Origin of the sequence: Candidatus Frankia nodulisporulans, from assembly GCF_902806475.1 — a bacterium.
GTDB classification, from domain to species: domain Bacteria; phylum Actinomycetota; class Actinomycetes; order Frankiales; family Frankiaceae; genus Frankia; species Frankia umida.
The window spans coordinates 1-12,864 of the sequence record NZ_CADCWS010000109.1; the positions used below are offsets into that span (position 1 = coordinate 1).

Consider the following 12,864-nt stretch of genomic DNA (forward strand, 5'->3'; position numbering starts at 1 on the left):
ACTGGTCACCCTCCCACATCAACGCCTCTTCATCGGCGAAAACGCGTGGCGTACCAAGCCGGAGAATCTCCTCGCGGCCGACCGTGGGAATCTGCCCGAGGAAACTTTCGGCTGGCCATTCCACCAGCCGAAAACCGGACCCACGATCGGCATCCACACCCACCGCTTCAGGTTTGCGCAGCATCGCCATCCCCGTCGCTCGCGCAGGTTCAGCGAATCCGACACCATCGATGATGGCGGCACCGCACAATCACCCGCAAGGAACCGAAGGCTTTCCGGATACCGCGAGCATACCGACGCCTTTCCCGCACGGCACCCGCCTCGTACATCCGGGTACAAGTCCGTACGCGCGGGACCGGCACCCCGAATGCGGTGTGGCCGCAGAGCCCGGTGCGGGTCTCTGGAGGCGGTGTGGCGTCAGACGCGGTGTGGCATGAGGGCGTCGGCGGGGATGACACCGAGGCGTCCGGCCTGGTAGTCCTCGACGGCCTGGACCAGTTCCGCGCGGGTGTTCATGACGAACGGCCCGTGCATCTCGACATGTTCGCGGATCGGACGTCCACCGAGCAACAGCACCTCCAGCCGCGGACTGACCGAGTCCTGCCGCTCGGCCGCGGCGACCGTCACCAGGTCACCGGCACCGAACACGGCCAGCTGACCGGCCTCGATCGCCGTCCGCTGCGGCCCGACCGCGCCGCGCCCGCCCAGCACGTAGGCGAGCGCGTTGAACTCCGGGTTCCACGGGACGTGCACCGTCGCACCGGGACTCACCGTCACGTGCACCACCGAGATCGGCGTGTGCGTCGAGCCAGGCCCCTGCCGCGTGCCGACGTCTCCCGCGATCACCCGCACGAGGGCGCCACCATCCGGCGACGCGGCCAGCGCCACCTGCGGACCCTCGATGCTCTGGTAGCGCGGCGCGGCGAACTTGTCCTTGGCCGGCAGGTTCACCCACAGCTGCACCCCGTGGAACAGCCCACCGCTTTCCACCAGCTCCGCCGGCGGCGTCTCGATGTGCAGAATGCCCGCTCCCGCGGTCATCCACTGCGTCGCACCATCGGCGATCAGCCCGCCGCCACCATGCGAGTCCTGATGCTGGAACGTCCCGTCGATCATGTAGGTGACGGTCTCGAAGCCCCGGTGCGGATGCCACGGCGTGCCCTTGGGCTCACCGGGCCCGTAGTCGACGGCACCCATCTCGTCCATGTGGATGAACGGGTCGAGGTCGGCGAGCCGCACCCCGGCGAAGGCCCGGCGCACCGGGAAGCCCTCCCCCTCGTACCCGCCCGGCGCGGTCGTGATCCTGCGCACCGGACGGTCGACGTCGCCGAGGCCAGGCTCGGCCAACCGCGGCAGGTGGACGGTATCGGCGGTCACGGCGGGCATGACGTCCTCCAGTAGCTCTCACACGTACGGCTGCGACAGCGGCCGGATAGTTGCATCAGCAACTACCTGCCCCGCACAACCACCAACCCCCACCGATTCTTCCCGCCCACAGGCAGACATGCAGGCGGACAGGCATGATCACCGTTCAGCAGGGAGAGAAGGACCGGCCACGATCAGACATCGCGGGCGGCCAGGAAACTCGCGCAGGCGAGAAGGAATCTGGGGTGGGTGACGGGACTTGAACCCGCGACCACCGGGACCACAACCCGGTGCTCTACCAGCTGAGCTACACCCACCATGTACGGCGTGGCGCCGTGGGCGCCTCACCGTGCACAGGCATCATACCGGTCACAGCGGCCACGTGGACGGGGGCCGGCAACAGTTATCTCAACTGGCGGTCGCGTCGGCGGCGTCGGTCCGACGGGCGACGAGGCCGGCCTGGGCCGCCTCGGTGCGGGCGCGCACGTCCGCGGCGATGGTGCGGGCCTGCTCGGTGCCGGGTCCCGGCGCGGGGACGAACAGGGCCTCACGGTAGTAGCGCAGTTCCTCGATGCTTTCCTGGATGTCGGCGAGCGCGCGGTGGCCGCCGCGCTTGGCCGGGGCGGCGTAGTAGGTCCGGATGTACCACCGGCGGGCGAGTTCCTTGATCGACGATACGTCGATCATCCGGTAGTGCAGGTGGCCGTCCAGCGCGGGCATGTACCGGGCGATGAACGTCCGGTCGGTGGCGATCGAGTTTCCGCACAGGGGGGCCCGCCGCACCTCGGGAACCCGCTCCCGGACGTAGTCGAGCACCAGCTTCTCCGCGTCGGCCAACGTCAGCGTGGACGCGCGGACGGCGGTGGTCAGACCGGACGTCCTGTGCATGTCCCGGACGACCGGGACCATCGCGTCGAGCGCCTCGTCCGGCGCGGCCAGCACCAGATCGATGCCTTCGTCGAGCACATTAAGTTCACTGTCCGTAACGAGACAGGCAACTTCCAGCAGCAGGTCCGACGTCGCGTCGAGGCCTGTCATCTCGCAGTCGATCCACACCAGACGATCCATCCCGCTGACACTAAGGTCTTCGGACGGCCTCGTCACGCGCCCGGACCAGCGATCAACCGGACACGCTCACGCGATTACTGACCGTGAAGGACACGGAGATCGCCATGTCCGGTTCCCGGACCGGGATCGCGGTCAGGGTGTACTGCCCGTTGGGTACCTGGTCGGTCTGCCAGCCCTGGTCCGGACCGGGCGCGAAGATGTACGGCGGTTGGGCGAGGCTGATCTGGTAGGGCTCGATCGGTCCGTTCAGCACCCAGTTGAGTGGCCCGGTGTAGGACAGCGAGTTGATCTCGATCCGCCGGAATCCGGCGATCGGCTGGTCCGCCTGGATGCCGGCGAAGGCGAGTACCGGTCTGGGCGCGGGGAAGATGCCGGTGCCGACCGGCAGCGGCAGTGTGGTCGCGGCCGCGGGCCGGGGACTGGCGCGGACCTCGTCGGCCCTCGAGGCGTCCTTGTCGTAGCCGAAGACCAGAGCGGGCATCAGCAGCAGAGCCGCGCAGAACAGGGCAAGACCGACCCAGCCTTGCTTGAGGACGTCCACCTCGTTCGGGCCCCTTCGCCACGGTGGCATGGGATCCGATAACTGTAGCGGGCCGCTGGGTCACGACGAGCACCAGGTCGGTCCGGCTGGATGACCGGTCAGTGCGAGCGGCGCCTTCGCCGGCCAGGCGGTCGGCTCGGCAGATGCGCCGGCCCACGATTGTCGCGCGGTCTCTGCCGCACCCCTCGGCGACTAAGCCCCAGGATGCGTTGCTGCGCGATGCGCTCCTGCCGAAGACAGCGGCCACCATCCACGCCCCGACCGTAGCTCCGATCGGGCCTTCGTGCACCCCCGTCACATGGTGTTTACCTTGTCCACGGCGCGTCGCCCCGCAGCTGTGGCCAGCCGTCCCTTGCGTGCCTGTTTGGCCCCCCAACAGGGATCTCAGGCCGCGAGCGCCTGCCGGGAACGGGCCGCCGGGTCGAAACCGGGTTCCAGGGCCAGCTCCAGCACCTCCCGCACGTCGGTGACCAGATGGACGGTGAGTGCCTCGCGCACCGCGGCGGGCACGTCATCCAGATCCGGCCCGTTACGCCGGGGCAACAGGACGGTGGTGAGGCCGGCCCGGTGCGCGGCGAGCAGCTTCTGCTTCACCCCGCCGATCGGCAGCACCCGCCCGGTCAGCGACACCTCCCCGGTCATCGCCACGTCCGCGCGCACCGGCCGCCCGGACAGCAACGACGCCAGTGCCGTCGTCATGGTCACCCCGGCGCTCGGCCCGTCCTTGGGCACGGCACCGGCGGGCACGTGCACGTGGACCCCCCGTTCGGCGAGGTCCCCGACCGGCAGTTCCAGTTCGGCCCCGTGCGAACGCAGGTAGGACAGGGCGATCTGGGCCGACTCCTTCATCACGTCACCGAGCTGACCGGTGAGCGTGAGCCCCGAGCCGCCGGTCTCCGCGTCCGCCAGCGATGCCTCGACGAACAGCACGTCCCCGCCGGCGCCGGTCACGGCGAGCCCCGTCGCCACGCCGGGCAACGCGGTGCGTTCCGCCGATTCCGGGGTGAACCTCGGCCGGCCCAGATAGCCGGTCAGGTTCGCGGCCCCCACCGTCACCGGCAGGGTCGCCTCGCCCAGCGCGGTCCGCGCGACGATCTTGCGCAGCAGTCGGGCGATCGCCCGTTCCAGGTCACGCACCCCGGCCTCGCGGGTGTACTCGCCCGCCAGCAGGGCGAGCGCGTCGTCCTCGACGGTCACGTCCGTGGCGGCGAGTCCGGCGCGTTCCCGCTGCCGGCGCAGCAGATGGTCGCGTGCGATGACGACCTTCTCCTGCTCGGTGTAGCCGTCGAGGCGGATGACCTCCATCCGGTCGAGCAGCGGCGCCGGGATCGCCTCCAGCACGTTCGCCGTCGCCAGGAACAGCACGTCCGACAGATCCAGTTCCACCTCGAGATAGTGGTCACGGAACGTGTGGTTCTGCTCCGGGTCGAGCACCTCCAGCAGCGCCGCGGTCGGATCGCCGCGGTAGTCGGCGGCGAGCTTGTCCACCTCGTCCAGCAGCACGACGGGGTTCATCGCGCCGGCTTCGCGGATCGCCCGCACCACTCGCCCGGGCAGCGCGCCGACGTAGGTGCGCCGGTGGCCGCGGATCTCCGCCTCGTCGCGCACCCCGCCCAGCGCCACCCGAACGAACGGACGGCCCATCGCCCGCGCGATCGACTCGCCGAGGGATGTCTTGCCCACCCCGGGCGGCCCGGTCAGGGCCAGCACCGCGCCGCCCCGCCGGCCGCCGACCACGCCAAGCCCCGCGTCGGCCCGGCGACGGCGGACCGCCAGATGTTCGATGACCCGGTCCTTGACGTCCGCCAGCCCCGCGTGATCGGCATCGAGCACGGCCCGGGCCGCGGCGATGTCGTAGGAGTCCTCGGCACGCACGTTCCACGGCAGGTCGAGGACCGTGTCCAGCCAGGTGCGAATCCAGCCGCCCTCGGGTGAGGACTCGGCGGTCCGCTCGAGCTTGTCGACCTCCTTCACGGCCGCCGTCCGCACCTTCTCGGGCAGGTTCGCGGCCTCGATCCGAGCCCGGTAGTCCGCCGGCTCCGACCCGCCGCCGGCACCGCCGTCGGCCTCGTTCCCGTCCAGTTCCGCGAGTTCCTTGCGCACGGCGGCCAACTGGCGACGCAGCAGGAACTCACGCTGCTGGCGATCCATCCCCTCCTGGACGTCCCGGCGGATGGTCTCGGCCACCTCCAGTTCCGCGAGATGCCCCTTCGTCCACTTCACCAGCAGCCGCAGCCGGGCACCCACCGCCGGCGTGCCGAGCAGCTCCACCTTCTGCGCGGTGCTCAGATAGGCCGCGTAGCCGGCCGTGTCGGCGAGCACCGACGGATCGGTGATCGTCGCGACGGAATCGAGGATCTGCCACGCACCACGCTGGCGCAGCAGATCGGTGACCAGCGCCCTGTACTCACGCGCCAGCCCCTGCGCACCTTCGTCAGCGCCGGCTTCGAGGTCACGGACCTCGGCCCAGCGCACCTCGACAGCATCGCCCGCACCGGCGTCACCCGCGGCGGCGTCAGCGTCGGGCGCGGGCGGTGCCGGACGCAGCGCGACGACGCTGACGCGGGACGTCCCCCGCACCACGGCGGCCGAACCGCCACGCGGCAGCCGCCCGGTCTGCTCGATCACCCCGACCGCGGCCACCTGGGCGAGCTGACCGTCGATCCGTGGGACGAGCAGCACCTGCGCGCCGCCCCCGGCGGGCCGGCTGGAGACGCCCGGCGCCCGAGCGTCGGAGGCGCCGGGAGCCCCGCCGGCACGGGCGGCATCCACGGCCGCACGGGTCTCGTCGTCGGCCAGGTCGAGGGACACCACCATGCCGGGCAGGACGACCGCGTCGTCCAGCGGCAGGACGGGCAACACCCTGTGCTGTGCCATGTGGTCCACCCTCACGTCAGGAAGTTGAGTCACCATGGCTTAACTCAGGTCAGTCCATCGATGTTCCGAAGCCTGATCGCCCTCAGCGAACGCCCTCAGCCACCGCCCTCGGCGCAAAGCTCAGCGCAGACCTCGGCGCCAAGGGCGGCGCAGACCGCCGGTACGGGCCAGCCGGTACGGGACCCGCCGGTACCCGCCGGGACCCGCCGGTACCCGCCGGTACCCGCCGGTACCCGCCGGTACCCGCCGGTACCCGCCGGTACCCGCCGGTACCCGCCGGTACCCGCCGGTACCCGCCGGTACCCGGCCCACCGGTAGGGGCTCAGCGCGCGGGTGGCGTCATTCGATGTCGAACAGGCCCTGGCGGACGGCGTACATGACCGCTTCCATCCGGGAGTGAAGCTGGAGCTTGTCGAGGATGTTGCGCACGTGGTTCTTGACCGTGTTCTCGCTGATGAACAGCTTGCGGGCGATCTCGCGGTTGGCCCGGCCCTCGGCCACCAGTCGCAGGACCTCGAGCTCACGGGCGGTCAGATGGGGGGCGGGCGCACGTGGTCGATCATCCGAACCACGGGCCATGGTGGCGAACTCGACCATCAGCTTCGAGGCCATCGAGGGGCTGATCAGGCTCTGGCCGTTGTGCACGGCGCGGACGGCGTCGGCCACCTCGTGCGGCGGGATGGACTTGAGCAGATACCCGACGGCACCGGCCTTGATCGCGTCGAAGAGGTCGGACTCCTCGTCCGACATCGTCAACATCACGATCCTGGTCCGCGGCACCGCTCGGCGGATGGCGCTGGCGGCGGCGATGCCGTCGCGGCCGGGCATGCGCACGTCCATCAGGACGATGTCCGGCAGGGTGCCCGATGCCAGCGACAGCGCCTCCTGGCCGTCGCCGGCCTGACCGACGACACTGATGTCGTCCTCAATCTCCAGCACGGTCTGCAGGCCCTGCAGAAAGAGCTCATGGTCGTCTACGACGAGGACTCGAATCGGTGCGGAGCCCTCGACGGTGCCGGCTTCAGCGGCCGACGGCGGCACAACACTGGCCGTCATCACATACCCGGGTATCAGCGGCGAAACGTCCGGCCCATGACGCGGACGCGAACGAAAGAGGGTTCGGACACTCATCCACTCTACGCGATGAAGGACATACCCGTGGTCGTGACGGCGTCGGCGTCGGCGTCGGCGAGATGGTGGCGCCGATCCCCGGTAAGGCATCCGACATGCCGGAAATAATACGGGGATCGGGCGCGGCGAACTGCGGGTATCAGTGGGTTCGTCCGCGATGCGGCAGCCGTTCCGGCCAGCCGACCCCCACCCTGGACACCGACCGGACACCAACAGGCGCGCAGACCACCCGAAAACGGACGCAGGCGGCAAGCATCGGGATTACCCGACGAGCCGCCAATGACCAGTCGTCATTTGGGCAGCGAGGTTATCTATCGGTGCAGCAAATAGACGAGACGCGTCGCATCGTGGTAATGCCGCCGGGTATCCGGTGATGTCGCATTCATCACCGGTGCCGCGTCAGGCCCGGTCGAACAGGCCGTGGTCGAACAGACCGTGGTCGGCCAGCGGGCCGACCCGCGACCCGGCGTCGTCGCAGCGGGCGGCGAGCTCGGGCAGGGCGCCCAGCGCGCTGCGCCAGGCACCGGGGGCGCTGGTGCAGTCACTGTCGTGCAGCAGCACAGTGGCGCCGCCGCGCAGGTCGGGGGCGAGGGTGGCGAGCACACTGGCCGGGGTGGCGTCGGCGGTCCAGTCCCGCCCCCAGGCCGACCAGAGCACCGGGGTGAGCTCCAGGGCCCGGGCGGCCAGCAGCACCCCGGACGACAGGATGCCGTGGGGTGGGCGAACATGACGCGGCGGTTGGCCGGTCACCTCGGCGATCAGGTCGCGGGTGCGCAGCAGCTGGTCGTGGGTCGAGCGGGGGCCGCGCAGCAGCATGGGGCGGTGATCCCAGCCGTGCACGCCGAGCTCGTGCCCGGCCGCGACCATCTCCGCGGCCAGGCCCGGCGCCCGCTGGACCTGACTGCCCAGCACGAAGAAGGTGGCCCTTACCTCCAGCTCGGCGAGCACCGCAAGGAACAATGGGGTGGATGCCGGGTCAGGTCCGTCATCGAAGGTAAGCGCGACATGGTCGGGCGTGCCGATCCCGGCCAGACGTGGAGTGAGCCGGATTCGGGCCCGGCGCAGGGTCGCCAGCGACGGCAGTCCGTAGGCCACCCCGGCCGTCAGGCCGAACGTCACCATCAGTGGTACGCCGGAGGGCCGCATGCCGAGACTGTCCCACAGGGGCGATGGCTATGAGTCCGGTCACGTCCCCCGGCTTCGCGGTCTGGTAAGAGGCGGTATGGGTCGTACTGGAACTGGGAGCAGAAAGTGAGGCGACGGTGACCGTTGACGGCGCGACAGTGTTACCCGTGCCCAGCAAGGAGGAGACGCTCGCGTCCTGGTTCCTCGCGGGCGACGAGCGGGGCAACCCGGACACCGCGCTGGATCGACGGCGCGGTGACGGGCGGCTGTGGACGACCGGCAACCAGGTCGTGGCGCTCATCCACGGCCGGGAGTACTTCAGCCGGCTGCTGACGACCGTCGAGAGCCTCGACGCCGGTGACCTGTTGCTGTTCACCGACTGGCGCGGCGATCTCGACCAGCGCCTGGACGGTGCCGGCTCCGAGGTGGGTGAGGTGCTGGGCCGGGCGGCCGCCCGTGGGATCACGGTGCGTGGGCTGCTCTGGCGCTCGCATCTGGAGTTGCTCTCGTTCAGCTCGAAGCCGAACCGGCTGCTGGCCGAACGGCTGGTGGAAGCGGGCGCCCAGGTCGCGTTGGACCAGCGGGTGCGCGCCGGCGGCTCGCACCACCAGAAGCTCGTGATCGCCCGCCGCGGCGGCGACCCCGACGGTGGCATCGCGTTCGCCGGCGGGATCGACCTGTGTCACAACCGGCGCGACGACGCGTCCCACGCCGGCGATCCGCAGAGCCAGCCGATCGCGAAGGCGTACGGCGACGCCCCGCCCTGGCACGACCTTCAGGTCGAGGTGCGTGGCCCGGCGGTCGGTGATCTCGAGTACACGTTCCGCGAACGCTGGGATGATCCGACGTCGTTGGAGAACCCGAACCCGGTGCGGCGGCTGTACTACCGGCTGCGTCCGGTGGCGACGTCCACCGAGCCGCTGCCCGACCCGCAGCAGGCCGACCCGGCACCGGCCGGTTCGCACAACGTGCAGATCCTGCGGACCTACCCGCGACGGCGGTGGGGGCCGTACCCGTTCGCGCGGGTCGGGGAGCGTTCGATCGCCCGCGCCTACCAGAAGGTGCTGCGGCGGGCCAGCCAGCTGATCTACCTGGAGGACCAGTACATGTGGTCCATCGAGGTCGCCGGGTTGTTCGCCGAGGCGTTGCGCCGCTCCCCGCGGCTTCATCTGATCATCGTGGTGCCGCGGCATCCGACCCAGGGCGGGGCGCTGTCGTTGCCGCCGAACCTGGTCGGCCGGCAGCAGGCGCTTCAGGTCTGCCGCGACGCGGGCGGTGACCGGGTCGCGGTGTACGACGTGGAGAACCACGCGGGCACGCCCGTCTACGTCCACTCGAAGGCGGTGACGGTCGACGACGTGTGGGCGTCGGTGGGGTCGGACAACCTCAACCGTCGGTCCTGGACACATGACAGCGAGCTCGCGGTGGCGACCATCGACGACGAGCTCGACCCGCGGGAGCCACACGACCCGGGCGGGCTCGGCGACGGCGCCCGGGTGTACGCCCGTGACCTGCGCCTGAACCTGTGGCGTGAGCACCTGGACTGGGACGGTCCCGACGACGACCTGATCGACCCGGAGACGGGGTTCGCCCTGTTCCGCGAACGGGCGGCGGCGCTGGCCGCCTGGCACGCCGGCGGGCGGGTCGGTGATCGTCCGCCGGGGCGGGTGGTACCGCACACCCCGCATCAGCTCGGCCGGGTCCAGCAGGCCTGGGCACGATCGCTCTACCACGCGATCTACGATCCGGACGGTCGGCCCCGTCGGATGCGGACCGCCGGACGATGGTGATCGGCCGGACCAGGCGACTCAGCCCGATCTCGTGGCTGTTCGTGACGGCCCTGGTGCTCGTCGCGGGTACCTGGGTCGTGCAGCATCCGGCGTCGCGGACCAGATCGGTCGCGGGCCAGCGGGTCGTGTTGTGGGGCGACTCGCTGGCCTGGGAGGCGGGGGGCGGTGTTCACCCGGGACGTGGAGGCCGACCGGCACGCCACCGCGCTCGTGCGGACCTGGGGCGGGACCGCCCCCTGCGACTGGCTCCCCGATCTGGCGGTCCAGCTCCGCGCGTTCCGTCCGACCGTGGCGGCGCTGGCGTTCTCCGGTAACGAGGGCACCCCCTGCATGCGCGGCCGGGATCTGGTCGCCGCCTACCGGGCCGACGTCGGCCAGGCCGTGGATCAGCTGACCGCCGCCGGGGTCGCCGTCGTCCTAGTGGAGGCGCCGCCGCGGTCGGACCAGCCGGTGGACGCCGCGGGCCGCACCGCGCTGGACCGGGTGTGGCAGCGGATCGCCGCCGACCATCGTCCCGGCGGGGTCGTCACCGTCGCACCGGCGGGACGGGTGGTGACCGACAACGGCCGGTTCACGCCGACCCTGCACTGCACCAGGGGCGAGACCTGCGGGCCGAGCGGCTTCGTGACCGTCCGCAGCCCGGACGGCACCCATTTCTGCCCGCTGACGGTGCCGCCGATGACCGCCTGCCCGCTGCCGTCGCCGGGCGCCGCCCGCTACGGAGCGGCGATCGCCCAGGCGTCGCTGTCCGCCGGGGCCGACCGCGACGGTGGTTCAGGCGACCCGGCGGGTGGTCGCGATGCGGCGTCCCGTGACGGAACGGCGGTGCAGGCCGAGCTCATCCCGCCAGGACAGGTAGGTACGGTCCGGCATCCCTAGCGCGCACAGCCGGTCTGCGAGGTCGGCCGCGAACGTCTCGGCCTCCTCCGGTCGACGCAGCGCCAAGGCGAGGCCGTGTTCGTCGACAGCGGTGATCCCGGCCCGTTCCCGCAGCTTGGCGTCGACGAGCTGATCGACGAGTTCGTCGGGCCCGGAGAGCTCACGGGGCAGCTCCGGCCAGGCGACGTCGACGACGAGCATCGCATTCGTCCACATGTTGACCTCCCTGGATGGCTGGGGTGGACGTCCCCAGGCCGCCAGGGATCGAATCATGCCAGCGCGGAATTGTCGGCGTTTCCCGCGGTGAACGCCGCCCAGAGCCGGCTGTAGGCGCCGCCGGCGTCGAGGAGCTCCGCGTGGGTGCCCTGTTCGGCGACACGTCCGCCGGCCATGACGACGACCCGGTCGGCGCGGGCGGCGGTGGTGAGCCGGTGGGCGATGACGATCGTGGTCCGCCGGGTGGTGACGGCCTCGGCGGCGGCGGTGACGGCGGCCTCGGTGGCGAGGTCGAGGGCGGCGGTGGCCTCGTCGAACAGCAGGATGTCCGGGTCGGCGAGTTCGGCGCGGGCGAGCGCGAGCAGCTGGCGCTGTCCGGCGGACAGCCCACGGCCACGTTCGCCGACGGGATGGTCGTAGCCCGTGGGCAGCGACGCGATGAACGCCTCGGCGCCGACGGCCCGCGCCGCCGCACGTACCTGTTCGTCGGAGGCGTCGGGACGGGCGTAGGCGATGGCGTCACGCACGGATCCGGAGAACAGGAACGGTTCCTGCGGCACGATGCCCAGGCGCCGCCGGTAGCCGGACAGATCGAACTCACGCACGTCCACCCCGTCGACGCGGATCGCCCCGCCGGTGACGTCGTAGAAGCGGGCGACGAGTTTGAGCACCGTCGACTTGCCCGCCCCGGTCTCCCCGACGAACGCGACGGTCTCCCCCGGCGCGATCCGCAGGCTCACCGCGTCCACCGCCCGGGTCTTCGTCCGCCGCCCGCCCACCGTGTAGGCGAACGTCACATCATCGAGGATGATCTCGCCGGCCAACCGGCCGACGGCTCGCGGATGCTCGGCGGGCGGCGTGGACGTCGGCGTGCGCAGCAGGTCGGACAGCCGCCGCAGCCCCACCATCGCCTGCTGGTAGCCGTCGAACACCTGCGACAGCTGCTGGACGGGTGAGAAGAACAGGTTGACGTACAGCATGAACGCGAGCAGCCCACCGGCCGTCAGCGATCCGTCGTCGACCAGGTGCGCGCCGACCCCGAGCACCAGGGCGAGCGCGATCCGGGACAGGAACTCCACCCCGGGGAAGTAGATCGCGATCATCCGCTGGGCGCGGACGCGGGACACCCGATAGGAGTCGGAGAGCTCGCGGAAACGTTCCTGGTTGACCTGTTCACGGCCGAAGGCCTGCGCGACCCGCAGCCCGGCCAGGTTCTCCTGCAGGGACGCGTTGACCGCGCTGACCCACTCCCGCGACTCGGTGTACGCCGCGGACGAGCGCCGCCGGAACACCACGGTCGCGACGATGAGCACCGGCAGCACGGCCACGACGACGAGGGCGAGCTGGGCGTCCAGGATCAGCAGCGCGACCAGCACCCCGAAGAACGACAGCAGGCTGACGATCGCGGTGGTCAGCCCCGTCTGCAGGAACGTCGACAGCGCGTCGACGTCCGTCGTCATCCGGGTCATGATCCGCCCGGCGAGCTCCCGCTCGTAGTAGTCCAGTCCGAGCCGCTGCAACTGCGCGAAGGTCTTGACCCGCAGCACGTAGAGCAGCCGCTCCCCCATCCGCCCGGTGACCCTGGTCTGCCAGATCTGGACCACCCAGTCGGCGAGGGTCACCGCCAGCGCGACACCAGCCGTCGCGAACAGCGCGTTCCGAGCGCCCGTGCTCACCCCGTGGTCGACGGCGTGGCGCACCAGCGCCGGCACGGCGAGACCGGCGAGTGCGTCCAACGCGACCAGCACCAGGCCCACCACCAGCGGAATCCGCACCCAGGCCAGCAGTCGCCGCAGGGTGAAACCCGGGTCGGGCGCGGCGGCCGCGCCCTGGTCGATGCGCGGATCCTCGGTCGCCGGCGGCAACGCGTCG

The 12,864-nt window shown here is 71.2% G+C and carries 10 protein-coding genes, 1 tRNA gene and 1 pseudogene; 2 read left to right on the forward strand and 10 right to left on the reverse strand.

The features are described from left to right. From G6R24_RS11770 to G6R24_RS11805, 8 genes and pseudogenes are all read right to left on the reverse strand, one after another. Window positions 1-190 (reverse strand): annotated as a pseudogene (locus tag G6R24_RS11770) (hypothetical protein); the annotation flags it as partial. Between the two features lie 227 nt (window positions 191-417). Next, window positions 418-1,386, reverse strand: a complete 969-nt coding sequence (locus G6R24_RS11775) for a pirin family protein (RefSeq protein ID WP_163549297.1) — start codon at window positions 1,384-1,386, stop codon at window positions 418-420. A 220-nt stretch (window positions 1,387-1,606) separates the two neighbouring features. Beyond that, window positions 1,607-1,682 (reverse strand) — tRNA-His (locus G6R24_RS11780). A gap of 91 nt (window positions 1,683-1,773) precedes the next feature. Further along, window positions 1,774-2,403 (reverse strand): oligoribonuclease, encoded by a 630-nt coding sequence (orn, locus tag G6R24_RS11785; RefSeq protein ID WP_244957203.1) that lies wholly within the window; start codon window positions 2,401-2,403, stop codon window positions 1,774-1,776. A gap of 82 nt (window positions 2,404-2,485) precedes the next feature. Beyond that, window positions 2,486-2,974: a hypothetical protein gene (locus G6R24_RS11790; protein WP_163549299.1), complete on the reverse strand. Its 489-nt coding sequence runs from the start codon at window positions 2,972-2,974 to the stop codon at window positions 2,486-2,488. A 384-nt stretch (window positions 2,975-3,358) separates the two neighbouring features. After that, on the reverse strand, window positions 3,359-5,851 hold the full coding sequence (gene lon / locus G6R24_RS11795; protein WP_163549300.1) for an endopeptidase La: 2,493 nt from the start codon (window positions 5,849-5,851) through the stop codon (window positions 3,359-3,361). A 339-nt stretch (window positions 5,852-6,190) separates the two neighbouring features. Continuing rightward, window positions 6,191-6,907, reverse strand: coding sequence for a response regulator (locus G6R24_RS11800; protein ID WP_163549301.1), 717 nt, complete (start codon window positions 6,905-6,907; stop codon window positions 6,191-6,193). Window positions 6,908-7,381: 474 nt separating this feature from the next. Then, window positions 7,382-8,104, reverse strand: coding sequence for a polysaccharide deacetylase family protein (locus G6R24_RS11805; protein ID WP_225438423.1), 723 nt, complete (start codon window positions 8,102-8,104; stop codon window positions 7,382-7,384). Window positions 8,105-8,274: 170 nt separating this feature from the next. On the opposite strand from G6R24_RS11805, the gene G6R24_RS11810 reads away from it, so the two are divergent. Continuing rightward, the gene (locus G6R24_RS11810; RefSeq protein ID WP_163549303.1) at window positions 8,275-9,897 is read left to right on the forward strand and encodes a phospholipase D-like domain-containing protein; all 1,623 of its coding nucleotides are present in this window, start codon (window positions 8,275-8,277) and stop codon (window positions 9,895-9,897) included. Window positions 9,898-10,062: 165 nt separating this feature from the next. After that, window positions 10,063-10,776, forward strand: coding sequence for a hypothetical protein (locus tag G6R24_RS11815; RefSeq protein WP_225438424.1), 714 nt, complete (start codon window positions 10,063-10,065; stop codon window positions 10,774-10,776). Here G6R24_RS11815 and G6R24_RS11820 read toward each other — a convergent pair. Both G6R24_RS11820 and G6R24_RS11825 read right to left on the reverse strand, forming a co-directional pair. After that, entirely contained in the window at window positions 10,672-10,992 is a 321-nt protein-coding gene (locus G6R24_RS11820; RefSeq protein WP_163549304.1) for a hypothetical protein, read from the reverse strand. The genes G6R24_RS11815 and G6R24_RS11820 overlap by 105 nt on opposite strands. A 53-nt stretch (window positions 10,993-11,045) precedes the next feature. After that, window positions 11,046-12,864: ABC transporter ATP-binding protein (locus tag G6R24_RS11825; protein ID WP_163549305.1), on the reverse strand; the 1,819-nt coding region annotated here is incomplete at its 5' end.

Excerpts from the sequence above, each read along its gene's own strand:
- orn (WP_244957203.1), bottom strand. The coding sequence starts at position 2,403 with ATGACAGGCCTCGACGCGACGTCGGACCTGCTGCTGGAAGTTGCCTGT.
- G6R24_RS11820 (WP_163549304.1), bottom strand. The coding sequence starts at position 10,992 with ATGTGGACGAATGCGATGCTCGTCGTCGACGTCGCCTGGCCGGAGCTG.
- lon (WP_163549300.1), bottom strand. The coding sequence starts at position 5,851 with ATGGCACAGCACAGGGTGTTGCCCGTCCTGCCGCTGGACGACGCGGTC.
- G6R24_RS11775 (WP_163549297.1), bottom strand. The coding sequence starts at position 1,386 with ATGCCCGCCGTGACCGCCGATACCGTCCACCTGCCGCGGTTGGCCGAG.
- G6R24_RS11800 (WP_163549301.1), bottom strand. The coding sequence starts at position 6,907 with ATGACGGCCAGTGTTGTGCCGCCGTCGGCCGCTGAAGCCGGCACCGTC.
- G6R24_RS11805 (WP_225438423.1), bottom strand. The coding sequence starts at position 8,104 with ATGGTGACGTTCGGCCTGACGGCCGGGGTGGCCTACGGACTGCCGTCG.